The 15505-nt window shown below is 67.0% G+C and carries 15 protein-coding genes; 6 read left to right on the forward strand and 9 right to left on the reverse strand.

Annotation, left to right across the window (positions count from 1 at the left end; all coding sequences use genetic code 11):
• Nucleotides 1-98: 98 nt before the first annotated feature.
• The 5 genes from AC5P9N_RS18430 to AC5P9N_RS18450 all read right to left on the reverse strand — a co-directional run bounded on the left by AC5P9N_RS18430 (nt 99) and on the right by AC5P9N_RS18450 (nt 3775).
• Nucleotides 99-884 (reverse strand): succinate dehydrogenase iron-sulfur subunit, encoded by a 786-nt coding sequence (locus AC5P9N_RS18430; RefSeq protein ID WP_005409079.1) that lies wholly within the window; start codon nt 882-884, stop codon nt 99-101.
• Between the two features lie 66 nt (nt 885-950).
• Nucleotides 951-2741, reverse strand: a complete 1791-nt coding sequence (gene sdhA / locus AC5P9N_RS18435; protein ID WP_005409078.1) for a succinate dehydrogenase flavoprotein subunit — start codon at nt 2739-2741, stop codon at nt 951-953.
• A gap of 31 nt (nt 2742-2772) precedes the next feature.
• Complete coding sequence (sdhD, locus tag AC5P9N_RS18440) at nt 2773-3159, reverse strand: succinate dehydrogenase, hydrophobic membrane anchor protein (protein WP_005409077.1); 387 nt, start codon at nt 3157-3159, stop codon at nt 2773-2775.
• A complete protein-coding gene (sdhC, locus tag AC5P9N_RS18445) occupies nt 3156-3548 on the reverse strand; it encodes a succinate dehydrogenase, cytochrome b556 subunit (RefSeq protein WP_005409076.1) in 393 nt (130 codons plus the stop codon). The genes sdhD and sdhC overlap by 4 nt, the downstream gene beginning before the upstream one ends.
• A 56-nt stretch (nt 3549-3604) precedes the next feature.
• Complete coding sequence (locus AC5P9N_RS18450) at nt 3605-3775, reverse strand: DUF1674 domain-containing protein (RefSeq protein WP_005409075.1); 171 nt, start codon at nt 3773-3775, stop codon at nt 3605-3607.
• A gap of 39 nt (nt 3776-3814) precedes the next feature.
• Between AC5P9N_RS18450 and ygfZ the strand changes: the two genes are divergently transcribed.
• The gene (gene ygfZ, locus AC5P9N_RS18455; RefSeq protein WP_099484521.1) at nt 3815-4690 is read left to right on the forward strand and encodes a CAF17-like 4Fe-4S cluster assembly/insertion protein YgfZ; all 876 of its coding nucleotides are present in this window, start codon (nt 3815-3817) and stop codon (nt 4688-4690) included.
• Between the two features lie 106 nt (nt 4691-4796).
• Here the strand turns inward: ygfZ and AC5P9N_RS18460 are convergent, their stop codons facing one another.
• A complete protein-coding gene (locus tag AC5P9N_RS18460) occupies nt 4797-5879 on the reverse strand; it encodes an ABC transporter ATP-binding protein (RefSeq protein WP_005412972.1) in 1083 nt (360 codons plus the stop codon).
• Between the two features lie 352 nt (nt 5880-6231).
• Between AC5P9N_RS18460 and zwf the strand changes: the two genes are divergently transcribed.
• From zwf to eda, 5 genes are all read left to right on the forward strand, one after another.
• Nucleotides 6232-7668, forward strand: a complete 1437-nt coding sequence (gene zwf, locus AC5P9N_RS18465) for a glucose-6-phosphate dehydrogenase (RefSeq protein WP_005409072.1) — start codon at nt 6232-6234, stop codon at nt 7666-7668.
• Nucleotides 7665-8672, forward strand: a complete 1008-nt coding sequence (gene glk / locus AC5P9N_RS18470; RefSeq protein ID WP_005412971.1) for a glucokinase — start codon at nt 7665-7667, stop codon at nt 8670-8672. Before zwf ends, glk begins: the two co-directional genes overlap by 4 nt.
• Complete coding sequence (gene pgl, locus AC5P9N_RS18475) at nt 8669-9391, forward strand: 6-phosphogluconolactonase (protein ID WP_005409070.1); 723 nt, start codon at nt 8669-8671, stop codon at nt 9389-9391. The genes glk and pgl overlap by 4 nt, the downstream gene beginning before the upstream one ends.
• 58 nt (nt 9392-9449) lie before the next feature.
• Complete coding sequence (gene edd, locus AC5P9N_RS18480) at nt 9450-11366, forward strand: phosphogluconate dehydratase (protein ID WP_005409069.1); 1917 nt, start codon at nt 9450-9452, stop codon at nt 11364-11366.
• Between the two features lie 232 nt (nt 11367-11598).
• Nucleotides 11599-12258, forward strand: coding sequence for a bifunctional 4-hydroxy-2-oxoglutarate aldolase/2-dehydro-3-deoxy-phosphogluconate aldolase (gene eda / locus AC5P9N_RS18485; RefSeq protein WP_005409068.1), 660 nt, complete (start codon nt 11599-11601; stop codon nt 12256-12258).
• Nucleotides 12259-12589: 331 nt separating this feature from the next.
• Here the strand turns inward: eda and AC5P9N_RS18490 are convergent, their stop codons facing one another.
• The 3 genes from AC5P9N_RS18490 to ispG all read right to left on the reverse strand — a co-directional run bounded on the left by AC5P9N_RS18490 (nt 12590) and on the right by ispG (nt 15433).
• Nucleotides 12590-13237, reverse strand: a complete 648-nt coding sequence (locus tag AC5P9N_RS18490) for a response regulator (RefSeq protein ID WP_005409067.1) — start codon at nt 13235-13237, stop codon at nt 12590-12592.
• A 200-nt stretch (nt 13238-13437) separates the two neighbouring features.
• The gene (locus AC5P9N_RS18495; protein WP_099484520.1) at nt 13438-14187 is read right to left on the reverse strand and encodes a phosphatase PAP2 family protein; all 750 of its coding nucleotides are present in this window, start codon (nt 14185-14187) and stop codon (nt 13438-13440) included.
• Nucleotides 14168-15433, reverse strand: a complete 1266-nt coding sequence (gene ispG, locus AC5P9N_RS18500) for a flavodoxin-dependent (E)-4-hydroxy-3-methylbut-2-enyl-diphosphate synthase (RefSeq protein ID WP_005409065.1) — start codon at nt 15431-15433, stop codon at nt 14168-14170. Before ispG ends, AC5P9N_RS18495 begins: the two co-directional genes overlap by 20 nt.
• Nucleotides 15434-15505: the final 72 nt, after the last annotated feature.

Here is a 15505-nt window from a genome sequence, read left to right on the forward strand (position 1 = left end):
CGTGTTTCTCCAGATACAGCAAAGCCACGCATGGCGTGGCTCTACTGGGGTGGCACAGCCACGCATGGCGTGGCTCTACCGGGTACGGCCAGAGCCGATCAGGCGCGGCGTTCCATCATCAGTTTCTTGATCTCGGCGATCGCCAGCGCCGGGTTCAGGCCCTTCGGGCAGGTCCGGGCGCAGTTCATGATGGTGTGGCAGCGGTACAGCTTGAACGGATCTTCCAGATCGTCCAGGCGCGCACCGGTGTCCTCATCGCGCGAGTCGATGATCCAGCGGTAGGCCTGCAGCAGGATCGCCGGGCCCAGGTAACGCTCGCCGTTCCACCAGTAGCTCGGGCAGCTGGTCGAGCAGCAGGCGCACAGGATGCACTCGTACAGGCCGTCCAGCTTCTTGCGGTCTTCCGGCGACTGCAGGCGCTCACGGTCCGGCGGTGCCGGGGTCTGGGTGCGGATCCACGGCTTGATCGAGGCGTACTGCGCGTAGAAGTGGGTCAGGTCCGGAACCAGATCCTTCACCACGTTCATGTGCGGCAGCGGGTAGATCGGCACTTCCTTCTTGCCGCAGTCCGAGATGGCTCGGGTGCAGGCCAGGGTGTTGGTGCCGTCGATGTTCATCGCGCACGAACCACAGATGCCTTCGCGGCACGAGCGGCGGAAGGTCAGGGTCGGGTCGATCTCGTTCTTGATCTTGATCAGGGCGTCCAGGACCATCGGGCCACAGGCGTCCAGATCGACTTCATAGGTATCGGTGCGCGGGTTGCTGTCGTCGTCCGGACTCCAGCGGTAGATCTTGAAGGTGCGCACGTTCTTGCCGCCGTTCTTGACGGGGAAGTGCTTGCCCTTCGTGATCTTGGAATTCTTGGGGAGTGAAAACTCGGCCATGGCTGCTCTCGTTGGCTCAGGCGGCCCGCGCCCTTGGGCGCGGATTGCATGGTAGGCGGGGTCGGATCAGTACACGCGCGGCTTCGGCGGCACCACGGACACGTCGTCGGTCAACGTGTACATGTGCACCGGACGGTAGTCGAAGCTGCACTTGCCCTTCTCGTCGACGCTGACCAGGGTGTGCTTCTGCCAGTTGACGTCGTCGCGGTCCGGATAGTCCTCGTGCGCATGCGCACCACGGCTTTCCTTGCGCTGTTCGGCCGAGTTGATCGTCGCCACCGCGTTGAGCAGCAGGTTGTTCAGCTCGTAGGTCTCGATCAGGTCCGAGTTCCACACCAGCGAACGGTCGGAGACCTTCACGTCCTGGAACGAGTCGAAGATCTTGTCCATCTTCTCGCAGCCTTCCTTCAGCGTCTGGCTGGTGCGGAAGACGGCCGCGTCGGCCTGCATGGTGCGCTGCATGCGATCGCGGATGACCGAGGTCGGGGTATCGCCGTTGGCGTGGCGCAGCTTGTCCAGCAGGCCCAGCGCCTTGTCGCAGGCATCGGCCGGCAGCGGCTTGTGCGATGCGCCCGGCTTGATGGTCTCGGCGCAGCGGTTGGCCACCGCACGACCGAACACCACCAGGTCCAGCAGCGAGTTCGAGCCCAGTCGGTTGGCGCCGTGCACGGACACGCAGGCCGCTTCACCGATGGCGTACAGGCCCGGCACCACGGCATTGTCGTTGTCGCCGACCTTCTGCACCACTTCGCCGTGGTAGTTGGTCGGGATGCCGCCCATGTTGTAGTGCACGGTCGGGATGACCGGGATCGGCTGCTTGTGCACGTCGACGCCAGCGAAGATGCGGGCGCTTTCGGCGATGCCCGGCAGCTTGTCGTCGATCACGCCCGGGCCGAGGTGGGTCAGGTCGAGCAGGATGTGGTCCTTGTGCTCGCCGACGCCGCGGCCTTCGCGGATCTCGATGGTCATCGAACGGCTGACCACGTCGCGCGAGGCCAGGTCCTTGTAGTGCGGCGCGTAGCGCTCCATGAAGCGCTCGCCGCTGCTGTTGCGCAGGATGCCACCTTCACCGCGGACACCCTCGGTGATCAGGCAGCCGGCGCCGTAGATGCCGGTCGGGTGGAACTGCACGAACTCCATGTCCTGCATGGCAATGCCGGCACGCATGGCCAGGCCGCCACCGTCGCCGGTGCAGGTGTGCGCCGAGGTGGCGCTGAAGTAGGCACGGCCGTAGCCGCCGGTGGCCAGTACCACGCCCTGGGCGCGGAACAGGTGCAGGGTGCCGTCGGACATGTCCAGGGCCAGCACGCCGCGGCAGGCGCCTTCGTCGTCGAAGATCAGGTCGAGCGCGAAGTACTCGATCATGAAGCGCGCATCGTGCTTCAGCGACTGCTGGTACAGGGTGTGCAGCATCGCGTGGCCGGTACGGTCGGCCGCCGCGCAGGTACGCTGCGCCGCCGGGCCTTCGCCGTACTTGGTGGTCATGCCACCGAACGGACGCTGGTAGATCTTGCCTTCGGCGGTGCGCGAGAACGGCACGCCGTAGTGTTCGAGCTCGATGATGGCCGGGATGGCCTCACGGCACATGTATTCGATGGCGTCCTGGTCGCCCAGCCAGTCCGACCCCTTGATGGTGTCGAAGAAGTGGTAGCGCCAATCGTCTTCGCCCATGTTGGCGAGTGCGGCCGAGATACCGCCCTGGGCGGCAACGGTGTGCGAACGGGTCGGGAAGACCTTGGTCAGGCACACGGTCTGCAGGCCCTTGGCGGCCAGGCCGAACGTGGCGCGCAGGCCGGCGCCGCCGGCGCCGACCACGACCATGTCGTACTTGTGTTCGGTGATCTTGTAAGCGGACATCTAATCTGGATTCCTGTGTAGGTGCCTGGGCTCAGGCAACGCCGAGGGCGATGCGGCCCACCGCAAACACACTGACGATCATGCCGAGCACGGCGACGAACTTCACCGCGGTCTGCAGCACCAGGGCCAGCAGCGATTCGTGGATGTAGTCTTCCAGCACGACCTGCATGCCGAGCTGCGCGTGCCAGAACATGGCGATCAGCAGGCCGATCAGCGGCACTGCGTTCCACGGCTTGGCCACGGCGGCGGCGGCGGTCGCGTAGTCCGAGCCCAGCAGGCCCAGCACGAAGACCAGGAACCAGATACCCAGCACCACCAGCGCGGCGGCAGTCAGGCGCTGATGCACGAAGTGCTCGGTGCCGGTCTTCGCCGAGCCAAGGCCACGCACGTTCTTCAACGGGGTACGGAACTTGCTCACGCGGCACCTCCGAACATCACATAGGCCCACACCAGCAGGGTGATCACCAGGCTGCCGGTGACCGACAGCCAGCTGCTGCGGATGAAGGCGGGGATGCTGAAGCCGATGGCGAAGTCCTGCACCACATGGCGGATGCCATTGCACAGGTGATAGGCGAACGACCATGTCCACGCGAACAGGAACACGCGGCCATACCAGGCCCCGGCATGGCCGGTGAAGCAGTTCCAGGACTCGGGCCCCATCATCAGGGCCAGCAGGCCGGCAGCGATGATGAGGGCACCAACAGACAGAAAGACGCCAGTGGCTCGATGCAGGATCGAGGTGGCCATCTGAATCTGCCAGCGATACACCTGAAGGTGCGGGGAAAGTGGGCGTTGTCTGGTCGCCATTCGCTGGGCTCGTTGTCTCGGCTGGGCGGCACGCGGCCGCGTTGGCTCAATGCTGATCAGAAATCGATGCAGCGTCCGTTTTTCTCCCAATCGCCATACCGCACCGGATCAAGTCCGCCGCGGCCGCCGAATTCTTCTGCTTTTTCCTGTTCCACGGGCACGGGTGCCGCGGGGACCAGCGGGGCTTCAGATTCGTCGTCGGGAGTGGGGGTTGTTTGGCCTATCATGTTCGGTCTCGCAACGCACAAATTTTAGACCTCGTTCACGTGCCTGACAACCTGCCCCCTGCTTTCGTCGGATATCCGCGCCTGCCCGGCCACCAGCTGCTGAGCCTGCAGGGCCCGGATGCGGCTGTCTTTGCCCACGCCCAGTTCAGCAGCGATGTCACCGCCCTGCCCCTGCTGCACTGGCAGTGGAGTGCCTGGTTGAGCGCCAAGGGCCGCACCCTGGCGGTGTTCCAGCTGCTGCGGTTGGCCGACGACCACCTGATGCTGGTGCTGGCGGATGGCGATGCCGATGCGATTGCGTCGCAACTGCAGCGCTTCGTGTTCCGCCGCAAGGTGAAGGTGCTGGTGCGCGATGATCTGGCGGCGGCCGGGGCATTCACTGCGCCCGAGGCCGCCAGCGGCGCCGCGATTGCGCAGGCCGCAGGTGATGGCTGGGAACTGGACCTGGGCAGCGATGCCCTGCCGCGCACCCTGCGCATCGGCGCCGCCGATGCCTTTGCGGCCGGCAGCGAAACCGATGAGGCCGCTTTCGCCCTGGCCTGGCGCCAGGCCGACCTGCGCTACGGGCTGCCGCGGCTGGAAGAAGGCCAGCGCGAGGTGTGGACCCCGCAGCAGCTGGGCCTGGACCGTCTGAACGGCTACAGCGTGAAGAAGGGCTGCTATCCCGGCCAGGAAATCGTCGCCCGCACCCACTTCCTCGGCAAGGCCAAGCGCGCGGTGCAGCTGATGCATACCGCGGCACCGGCGCAGGCCGGCGATGGCGTGCAGCAGGACGGCGCGGCGCTGGGCACGATCGCCTGCGTGGCCGGCGACCTGGCACTGGCGGTGCTGCCACTGGAGGCGGGTGATGCTGACCTGCAGGTGGGTGATGCCATCGCGCAGCGCGTGCCGTTGCTGGATGGATTGGCACGCTGAATCTGTTGGGCTCTCATCCACGCCTTCGGCGGAGGAATGGTAGTGCCGGCCGCTGGCCGGCAACCACGCATGAATGAGGTAGCCGGCCAGCGGCCGGCCTTACCCGTTACAGGCGCTCGCCGGTTTCCGCGCTGAAGAAATGCAGGCCCTGCGGGTGGATCGCCACGCGGATCTGCTCGCCCACCGCCGGCAGCGCCTGCGGCGCCACGCGCATGGTCAGCGCGTGCTGGCCACTGCTCAGATTCACGAAGATCTCGTTGCCGACCGGCTCGATGCCTTCGATGCGCGCGGTGAACGCATGCGCATCATCGGCGCTGGCCGGCTGCAGGTGCTCCGGACGCACGCCCACCGCGATCGGCTTCTGCAGCCACGCCGGATCGATCGTGGCCTGGCCCAGCGGTGCACGCCAGTCGCCGTCGACCACGGTCACGCCGCTGGCATCGCCCTGCAGCGTGCCGCGCAGCACGTTCATCGCCGGGCTGCCGAGGAAGCCGGCCACGAACAGATTGGCCGGACGGTCGTACAGCGCCATCGGCGTATCGATCTGCTGGATGATGCCGTCCTTCAGCACCACGATGCGCTGGCCCAGGGTCATCGCCTCGACCTGATCGTGCGTCACGTAGATCATGGTGGTGCCCAGCTTGCGGTGCAGCTGCGCGATTTCGGTACGCACGCTGTGGCGCAGCTTGGCATCCAGATTGGACAGCGGCTCGTCAAGCAGGAACACCGCCGGCTCGCGCACCAGCGCCCGGCCCAGCGCAACACGCTGGCGCTGGCCGCCGGACATCGCCTTGGGCAGCTTGTCCATCATCTCGGTGAGGCCCAGCGTCTGCGCCGCCTCGGCGATGCGCTTGTCGATGGTGGCCTTGTCATGGCCGCGCAGCTTCAGGCCGAAGGCCAGGTTCTCGGCCACCGTCATGTGCGGGTACAGCGCGTAGCTCTGGAACACCATCGCGATGTCGCGATCCTTCGGCGCCACATCGTTGACCACGCGATCACCGATGGTCAGCGTGCCGCCGCTGATCTCTTCCAGGCCAGCCACCATCCGCAGCAGGGTCGACTTGCCACAGCCGGAGGGACCGACCAGCACCATCAGCTCGCCATCGGCGACCTCGAAGGTGGCGTCCTTCACCGCGACCTGGCCGTTGTCATAGACCTTGCGCACACCCTGCAACTGCACTTTTGCCATATCACCTATCCGGTCCGCCCGAAGCCGGGCTGTCTTTTGGGACTGCCTCGGCCCTCCCGATGGCAGTGATGATTGCGCGCTTGCCGCATGACGGCGAGCACTGCAATCGAATACAGTTGCCCATTCTGCCATGTAAACGTTTTCACGTGGCACTATCCGATGATCGGTGCGCACCGATCTGCGTCGGCGGTTGAACGAAGGTTCCGCCGGGGTAGTGGTTTCGAATGGAACGGTCTTCCGGTGCCCCGGAGAACGCCCCCAGCGAACCTCGGACAGGCAGTTGCGCGGATGTCCCCCGAACCCAGCCATGAAGCGATTGACAACGATGTCACCCGGATCTGAAACTCGAGCGATGCACGACACCCTCTTCCTGTTCGGTGCCACAGGTGATCTGGCCCAGCGCTACCTGTTCCCTTCGCTGCTTCGCCTGCTTGGCGACGGCCTGCTGCCGGAGGACTTCCGCATCCGCGCACTGGCGTTGTCCGGGCATGACACCGAAGCCTTCCATGACATCCTGCGCCCGCGCCTGCAGCAGGCCATGCCGATGGCCTCGCAGGACGACATCAACGGCCTGCTGCGCCGCATCGACTACCGTTCGGTCGACCTGCGCGACGTCGACTCTGTCGCCGCCGCCGTCTCCGATCTGGTGCATCGCAAGTGCGTCAGCTACCTGGCCATTCCGCCGGGCCTGTACATCTCCACCTGCGAAGGCCTGGCCAAGGGTGGCGCCCTCGCCGCGCCGGCACGCTTGATGCTGGAGAAGCCGATCGGCAGCGACAGCGAGAGCGCCGAGGAAATCATCAGCACCATCGGCCAGTGGATCGACGAGGACCGTGTGTTCCGTCTCGACCACTACCTCGGCAAGGCGGCGGTGCAGAACCTGATCGCGCTGCGCTTCGGTAACACGCTGCTGGAAGCGGTATGGAACCGCAACTACATCGAATCAGTGCACATCCTGGTGGCCGAGAGCGAAGGCGTGGATGGCCGCGACGCCTACTACGCCCGCTCCGGCGCACTGCGCGACATGGTGCAGAGCCACATCCTGCAGTTGCTGTGCATGGTGGCGATGGAGCCGCCGGCCTCGCTGGAAGCCGATCGCATCCGCGACGAGAAGGTCAAGGTGCTGCGCGCGCTGCGTCCGCTCGATGCCAGGCACGCCGCGCGTGACAGCATCCGCGGCCGCTATACCGCCGGCACCATCAACGGCCAGCCGGCGCAGGCCTACCAGCCGCCGGAAGGCAGCGACGTGGAAACCTTCGCCGGCGTCACCGCGCACATCGACAACTGGCGCTGGAGCGGCGTGCCGTTCCACCTGGTCACCGGCAAGCGCCTGCCCGAGCGCACCACCCGCGTGGTGGTCACGCTGAAGCCGGTCACCCACTGGCTGTTCGAGCGCCCGCAGCGCGCCCAGGCCGCACCGAACCGCCTGGTGTTCCAGCTGCAGCCGCAGGAGAACATCGAACTGGGACTGATGAGCAGCCTGGCCGGCCCGGAATGGGGCGCGCTGGAACTGCATCCGCTGGAACTGGAACTGTCGGTGCCGACCGGCCTGCATCGCCGCATCGCGTACGAACGCCTGTTCCTGGATGCGTTCAACGGCAACCACACCTTGTTCGTGCGTGACGACGAAGTGCGCGCCGCCTGGGCGTGGATCGACAGCGTGGCCGACGCCTGGAAGGAGGCCAAGCTGCCGCTGGAACCCTATCCCGCCGGCCAATGGGGCCCGAGCAACGCAACGGAGTTCCTGCCGCAGGGCGTGGACGCACCGGACAGCGAGGCGTCGGCATGAGTGCCAACTCGCAGCCGGTGCTGGTCGCCGACATCGGTGGCACCAACGCCCGCTTCGCCCTGGCCGACACCTCGCTGGACGCGCCATTGCTGAAGGAGAGCATCCGCGAGTACGCAGTGGCGGAGTTCCCGTCGCTTGGCGATGCCGCCCGCCATCACCTTGAGCAGATCGGCGCTGCCGCCAGCCGCGGCGTGTTCGCGGTGGCCGGCCGCGTAGACGGTGACGAGGCACGCATCACCAATCATCCGTGGGTGATCTCGCGCAGCCGCACCGCGGCGATGCTCGGTTTCGACGAGCTGCACCTGATCAACGACTTCGCCGCACAGGCGATGGCGATCTCGCTGCTGCAGCCCGAGGACGTGGTCCAGGTCGGTGGCGCCGCCTGGGTGCCGGGAAAGCCGGGCCAGCCACGCAACTATGCGGTGATCGGGCCCGGTACCGGGCTCGGCGTCGGTGGCCTGATCCTTCGACACGGCCGCTGCTACCCGCTGGAAACCGAAGGCGGCCATGTCAGCTTCCCGCCGGGAACGCCGGAGGAGATCCGCATCCTGGAGATCCTGTCCGAGCAGTTCGGCCGCGTCTCCAATGAGCGCCTGATCTGCGGACCCGGCCTGGTCAACATCCATCGCGCGGTGTGCGAGATGGCCGGTATCGACCCGGGCCAGCTGCAGCCGGTGGACGTGACCGCCCGCGCCCTGCATGGCGATCCGCAGGCAATGCGCACCGTCGATGTGTTCTGCGCCGTGTTCGGCGCCATTGCCGGCGACCTGGTACTGACCCAGGGCGCCTGGGACGGCGTGTTCCTCACCGGTGGACTGACCCCGAAGATGCTCGATTCGCTGCAGCACTCCGGGTTCCGCCAGCGCTTCGAACACAAGGGGCGGTTCTCTTCGATCATGGCGCGGGTGCCGTCGCTGGCCGTGATGCATCCCCATGCCGGACTGCTGGGCGCCGCCGCCTATGCCGCCGATGCCGAACGTGACGCACCTGGAGTTGCCGCATGAGCCCCACCTTCCACGACGACCGCGTCGAGTTCATCCACCATGGCGATGCCGACGGCTGGATCGAAGCGGTAGCCGCCGAGATGGCGCAGACCCTCAACCACGACATCAATGAAGTGGGCCGCGCCCGCATCCTGTTGTCCGGCGGCACCACGCCGGCACCGGTCTACCAGGCGCTGGCCGAACTGGACGTGCACTGGGACCGGGTTGAAGTGAGCCTGGCCGACGAGCGCTGGCTGTCGCCGCAGGATCGCGACAGCAACGCATGGCTGGTGCGCGAGCACCTGCTCAAGCGTGCCGAAGGTGCGCATTTCGATCCGCTGGTGCGCATCGGCAAGCCGCTGCAGGAATGCGTCTACACCGCCAACCTGCAGGCCCAGCACAGCCAGCCGCCGAGCCTGGTGGCACTGGGGATGGGCAACGATGGCCACACCGCCTCGCTGTTCCCGGGCTCGAAGGACCTGGCCCGCGCACTGGAAAGCGCCCTGCCCTATGCCGCGCTGGATGCCACCGGCTGCCCGGGCGCGAACCAGTGGCCGCTGCGCATCACGCTGACCCCGCATGGGCTGCGCCAATGCCGCCAGCGCCTGCTGCTGCTGCGCGGCAAGCAGAAGCTGCAGGTGCTGCGCCAGGCGTTGGACAGCAACGACGCCCAGCAGTACCCGATCCTCAACGCGATCAACCTGGAAGGCGCGCGCCTGCGCGTCCACTGGGCTGATTGATGTCGGCGGCGGCGCCCTGCCGCCGCTTGCCTCTCGCCACCTTGAACGCCGGTAGCCAATGAGCCTCCATCCGCAACTGCAAGCCATCACTGAGCGCGTCATCCGCCGCAGCGCCGCCTCGCGTGCCGCCTACCTGGCCGCGATCGACGCCTCCCTGCGCGAAGGCCCGTTCCGCAGCCGCCTGAGCTGCGGCAACCTCGCCCACGGATTCGCCGCCTGTGGCGGCACCGACAAGAGCCGCCTGCGCGGCGGCGTAACGCCGAACCTGGGCATCATCACCGCCTACAACGACATGCTCTCGGCGCACCAGCCGTTCGAGACCTATCCCGAGCAGATCCGCGAGATCGCCCGCGAGCTCGGTGCTACGGCACAGGTGGCCGGCGGTGTGCCGGCGATGTGCGACGGCGTCACCCAGGGCCGCGGTGGCATGGAACTGTCGCTGTTCTCGCGCGATGTGATCGCGCAGGCGACCGCGATCGGGCTCAGCCACGACATGTTCGACAGCACCGTCTACCTCGGCGTGTGCGACAAGATCGTGCCCGGCCTGCTGATCGGTGCGCTGGCCTTCGGCCACCTGCCGGCGGTGTTCGTGCCGGCCGGCCCGATGACCCCGGGCATCCCCAACAAGCAGAAGGCGGAAGTGCGCGAGCGCTATGCCGCCGGCGAAGCCACCCGCGAAGAGCTGCTGGAAGCCGAGTCCGCCTCGTACCACGGCGCCGGCACCTGCACCTTCTACGGCACCGCCAATTCCAACCAGGTGCTGCTGGAAGCGATGGGCGTGCAGCTGCCGGGCGCGTCGTTCGTCAATCCGGGCACGCCGCTGCGCGACGCGCTGACCCGCGAAGCGACCGAACGTGCACTGGACATCACCGCACTGGGCGACGACTTCCGTCCGCTGGGCCGGATCATCGACGAGCGCGCGATCATCAACGCGGTCATCGCGCTGATGGCCACCGGCGGTTCGACCAACCACACCATCCACTGGATCGCGGTGGCGCGTGCCGCCGGAATCGTGCTGACCTGGGACGACTTCGACGAACTGTCGCAGCTGATTCCGCTGCTGGCCCGCGTCTATCCGAACGGCGAGGCCGACGTGAACCGCTTCGCGGCCGCTGGCGGCCCGGCGTTCGTGTTCGGCGAGCTGATCAAGGCGGGCCTGATGCACGGCGATCTGGTCAGCGTGGCGCGCGGCGGCATGGCCGACTACGCACGCGAACCGCAGCTGCGCGATGGCCAGCTGGTCTACCTGCCGGGCCTGGAACGCAGCGCCGATGACGAAGTGGTGCGTGGCGTCGACAATCCGTTCGAGCACCAGGGCGGCCTGCGCCTGCTGCGCGGCAACCTCGGCAAGTCGCTGATCAAGCTGTCGGCGGTAAAGCCGCAGTACCGCACGATCGAAGCGCCGGCCGTGGTGGTCGATGCACCGCAGGTGCTGAACAAGCTGCACGCCGGTGGCCTGCTGCCGCAGGACTTCGTGGCGGTGGTGCGTTACCAGGGCCCGCGTGCGAACGGCATGCCGGAACTGCATTCGCTGGCGCCGCTGCTGGGCCTGCTGCAGAACCAGGGCCGGCGCGTGGCGCTGGTCACCGACGGTCGCCTGTCCGGCGCCTCGGGCAAGATTCCGGCGGCGATCCACGTGACGCCGGAAGCGGCACGCGGCGGTCCGCTGGCCAAGGTCCGCGAGGGCGACATGATCCGCCTGGATGGCGAGGCTGGCACGCTGGAAGTGCTGGTGGACGCGGCCGAATGGGCGGCACGTCCGCTGGCGCCGAACACCGCGCCGGCTGCGCATGACCTGGGCCGCAACCTGTTCGCGATCAACCGTCGCGTGGTGGGTCCGGCTGATCAGGGCGCGATTTCGATTTCGTGCGGGCCGGCGGCGGCTGATGGCGGGCCGTGGGAGTACGACGCGGAGTATGAGCTGGGGCACGATGCCGCCGCGGCGGCGGCGCCGCACGAGGCGAAGGACGCCTGAGGGTTGAAGAGCGTTGCGGGTATGCGTTGGCGGTGAGTGTCCTGGTTGAGGCGGCGGGTAGCCCCCACCAGGACACGCCGTAAACCCATCCATGGGGGCTCGGTCGCGGCATCCATGCCGCTCACGGTCCTGGTGGGGGCTACCCGCCGCCTCAGGACAGTCTGCCGGCGCCCTCGCGCCGCGAAGTGATCACTGAAAATCAAATTCGAAAGCAAAAGGCAGAAGCAGAGCTATGGGTATCGAACAACATCAGGTGAAGGCGGCGGAGCTGTTGCGTGCGGCGGGCATCCTGCCGGTGGTGACGATTCATACGCTGGACCAGGCGCGGGCGGTCAGTGCGGCGCTGCTGGAAGGTGGCTTGCCGGCGATCGAGCTGACCCTGCGTACGCCAGTGGCGATGGAAGCATTGGCGATGCTCAAGCGCGAGCTGCCGGACGTGGTGGTGGGTGCCGGTACGGTGCTGACCGTGGAGCAGATGCAGCAGTCGATCGATGCGGGTGCGGACTTCCTGGTGACCCCGGGTACGCCGCCGGCACTGGCTGATGCACTGGCCGCCGCACCGCTGCCGGTGGTGCCGGGTGCGGCCACCCCGACCGAACTGCTGTCGCTCTACGCCCGCGGCTTCCGCGTGTGCAAGCTGTTCCCGGCCACGGCTGTGGGTGGCCTGGCAATGATCAAGGGACTGGCCGGCCCGGTGGCGGACCTGAAGCTGTGCCCGACCGGCGGCATCACCGAGAACACCGCCGCCGAATACCTCGAGCAGAAGAACGTGGTCTGCATCGGTGGTTCGTGGATGGTGCCGGGCAACTGGATCGCCAACGGCGAATGGGACAAGGTGCGCGCCAGCGCCGCAGACGCCGCCAAGATCATCCAGCGCGTACGCGGCCACTGAGCCCGACAAAGGTGCAGAGCCGAGCCCATGCTCGGCTCCGGCATCATCAGGGGTCAGAGCCCTTTCCCACCGGGAAAGGGATCCGACCCCGGGCGACGAGTGCGCAAAGCGCGCGACCCGCTACTGCTCTTCCTTCTTCAATTCCGCGGTGGCGGCGCACGGAAACCGTCCGTGGCCCTGCGGAGGGATTGCGCAGGGGCGTAAGCGCCATGGATGGCGCGCCCGAGCCTCCAGGGATGGATTCACGGCGTCCCCTGCGCAATCCCTCCGCAGGGCCAACCCCACGAATCCGGCCGCACACCGCGAGGGGCTCAGCCGTTGGCCGAACCCCTTACAGCGGCCGTGCCGGATCCACCAGCCCGTACTGGCTGGCCATCCGCGCCAGCGCGATGTTGTCGTGGATCCCCATCTTCTCGAACAACCGCGCCTTGTGCGTGTTCACCGTCTTCGCACTCAGGCTCAGGCGCCGCGCGATGTCTTCCTGGCGCAGGCCCTGGGTCAGCAACAGCGCCACCTCAAGCTCGCGCGGCGACAGGTTGTCGAACGGCGAACCATTGCCTTCCACTGTCGACAGCGCCAGATTCTGCGCGATGCTGGTGCCCAGGTAGCGACGACCGGCCGCCACATCACGCACCGCACGCAGCAGTTCCTGCGCATCGCAGCCCTTGCCGATGTAACCGGCCGCACCGGCTTCGAGCAGGCGCTTGGGCAGCGGGCCGTCTTCCAGTACCGACACGATCACCACGCGGGTATTGCGGTGGCTGCGGACGATGCGCTCGGTCACTTCCATGCCGCTCACGCCCGGCAGGTGCAGGTCGCACAGCACCACATCCGGCAGCAGCTGGCGGACTTCACGCAGCGCGTCTTCGCCGGTCTCGGCTTCGCCCACCACCTCGATGTCGGTTTCCCCCGACAGAATCATCTTCATACCGGTGCGGACCAGCGCGTGGTCATCCACCAGGTAGACTCGAATCGTCATTCATGTACCTCTTCGAATGCGGCCATTGCAGGTCAAGCTAGGCAGGGTGCCGATACCCTGCAAGCGCGTCCGGAATGCGGCATCGGCGATCTGCCTTGCGCATCACAGTACCGCGCGTTGTGCTTGCCCCCTGTCTTGCAGAACCTGCTGCAACGAAACAACTGATCTATCACGTAGACGTCCCTCAAGGGCCATCCACGTCAAACCCCCTGTGGTGGTGCTTCGCTGGCCTTCGCTGGCGGCGGGCCGTGCCGTCGCCAAGGGTGTCGGCGGCTGAACATGACCAGGTAGCACCCTACCACCCAAACCAGCGCGGCACACCATCCGGCCAGAATGTCGGAGGGGTAATGCACCCCCAGGTAGACCCGCGACACGCTGACCAGCAGGCTGAACGCGGGTGCCAGCATCAGGACCGACCAGCGCCAGCGGGTGTTCCAGGCCAGCAGCACCAGGGTCACCGCCAGGGTCATCGAGCCCATCGCGTGCCCGCTGGGGAAGCTGAACGTCGATTCCGGCGCAATCGATTCCCACAGGCTGGGGCGCTGGCGCTGGAAGAACTGCTTGCTGCCCATGTTCAGCAGCGCCGATCCCATGAAGCTGACCGCAACGAAGGTCGCCTCGCGCCAGCGCCGGTAGCCCAGCAGCACGCCGATGATCAGCACGTCGGCCGGGATCAGGAACCACTCGTAGCCCAGTTTCGAGATGAGCACGAAGAAGCGGTCCAGCCAGGGCGAATGCAGGCCATGCATCTGCCACAGCAGGGGCGCGTCGAAATGGAACGATTCAAACTCGTGCACTTCATCCGCCAGGGCAACAAAGCCTGCCAACGGCAGCAGCACGCCACCGAACAACAGGACTAGGCGCCAGGCGTTGCGCGCCATCCAGTGGCGGAAGCCGGAGGCGGACTCCGGTGCGGCGAGGATCGCAGGCTTATCCGGCGCTTCGGACATACGTGTGTTCGACGTAATCGTCGATCAGGGCGACGAACTCCTGGGCGATGTTGTCGCCACGCAGGGTCACCTTCTTCTCGCCATCGACGAACACCGGTGCCGCAGGCGTCTCACCCGTGCCCGGCAGCGAGATGCCGATGTTGGCATGGCGCGACTCACCCGGTCCGTTGACGATGCAGCCCATCACCGCCAGGGTCATGTTCTCCGCACCCGGGTGATGGATCTTCCACAGCGGCATCTTCTCGCGCACGTGGTTCTGCACCACCTTGGCCAGCTCCTGGAAGAACTCGGAGGTGGTGCGGCCGCAGCCCGGGCAGGCCGTGACCAGCGGCGTGAAGGCACGCTGCCCGGTGGTCTGCAGCAGTTCCTGGGCGACGATCACTTCCTGCGTACGCGACTGGCCCGGTTCCGGGGTCAGCGAGATGCGGATGGTGTCACCGATGCCTTCCTGCAGCAGCACGCCCAGCGCCGCGGACGATGCCACGATGCCCTTGCTGCCGATACCGGCCTCGGTCAGGCCCAGGTGCAGGGCGAAGTCGGAGCGCTGCGCCAGGTCGCGGTACACCGCGATCAGCTCCTGCACGCCACTGACCTTGGCCGACAGCACGATGCGATCGCGCGGCAGGCCCAGCTCCACCGCCTGCTCGGCCGAATCCAGCGCCGAGCGGATCAGCGCCTCGCGCAGCACGCGGCCGGCGTCCCAGGGCTGTTCGCGCAGGTTGTTCTCGTCCATCAGCTTCGCCGCCAGGGCCTGGTCCAGCGAGCCCCAGTTGGCGCCGATGCGCACCGGCTTGTTGTAACGGATGGCGAATTCGATCAGCTGGGCGAACTGCAGATCCTTCTTCTTGCCGAAGCCGACGTTGCCCGGGTTGATGCGGTACTTGGCCAGTGCTTCGGCACATGCCGGTTCGGCGGTCAGCAGCTGGTGGCCGTTGTAGTGGAAATCGCCGATCAGCGGCACGTCGATGCCCATCATCGCCAGCTTGTCGACAATGCGCGGGATCGCCGCAGCGGCTTCCACGGTATTGACGGTCAGCCGCACCATCTCCGAACCGGCACGCCACAACTCGGCCACCTGCTTCACGCTGGAGGCGACGTCGGAGGTGTCGGTGTTGGTCATCGACTGCACCACCACCGGCTTGCCTCCGCCCACGGTGACTCCGCCGATCTGGACGGCATGGGTCTGGCGGCGCGGCCAGGCAGTGGCATCGGAGGGCGGAGTCGGGCGGGTGACGGCGTCGTGCATGGGCGCATTCTACCGCCCGGCCCTGCATTCGGGGTGACTCGCATTCAGCCGGCGGCACGGCTGCGGCCGATT

It is taken from the genome of Stenotrophomonas sp. YJH_SMC_6 (assembly GCF_059371335.1).